This is a genomic window from Alishewanella tabrizica (assembly GCF_014652375.1).
Classification (GTDB): domain Bacteria; phylum Pseudomonadota; class Gammaproteobacteria; order Enterobacterales; family Alteromonadaceae; genus Alishewanella; species Alishewanella tabrizica.
On the sequence record NZ_BMYR01000042.1, the window covers coordinates 1 to 687 of the forward strand.

Below are 687 nucleotides of genomic sequence, written 5' to 3' on the forward strand. Positions count from 1 at the left end.
GAGCAGGTGGTGGTCAAGGAGTTTCTGCCGGTAGAGCTGGCCGGGCGCCATGGCAATACCGTGCAACCGCATGGCACCTCAAAGCAGGAGCTTTACGGCGAATGCTTGCGCCGCTTTATGGTAGAAGGCAAAACGCTGGTTAAACTGCGCCACCCGAATGTAGTACGCTGCCGCGATTTATTTACCGCCAATGGCACGGCTTATTTAGTGATGGACTTTGAAGACGGCCTGCCGCTGGACGAGCTGGTAAGCAGCTTAGAAGCGCAGGGTAGCCGTTACACTGAGCAGCAATTACTGCATTTTTTACTGCCACTGGCGGATGGTTTAGCCTACATCCACAGCCAGGGTGTATTGCACCGCGATATTAAACCGGCCAATGTGTTTATCCGCCGCAGCGACGGCTCACCGGTAATCATTGATTTTGGTGCTGCGAAGCAAAACTTTGCCTTAGCGTCGCAATCACAAGCGCCCTTTACCGAGTTTTACGCGCCACTGGAGCAAATAGAAGGCGGTGGTGAAGCTAAACCAACAGTCGATATTCATGCCTTTGGCGGTTTAATGTACCGTTTAGCCACCGGCCAAATGGGCCCCAAAGCCGAAGCCCGGGCGATGGCACTGGTGTATGGCAATCCCGATCCGCTAAAACCCGCCACTGAACTGGCCAAAGGCCATTATAGCGAGCAGTTT

1 protein-coding gene is annotated in these 687 nt (G+C 53.9%); it reads left to right on the forward strand.

Annotated features, from left to right (window positions below; translation table 11 throughout):
* On the forward strand, positions 1-687 hold a 687-nt coding region (locus tag IE070_RS16530; protein ID WP_189484286.1), incomplete at both ends, for a serine/threonine protein kinase.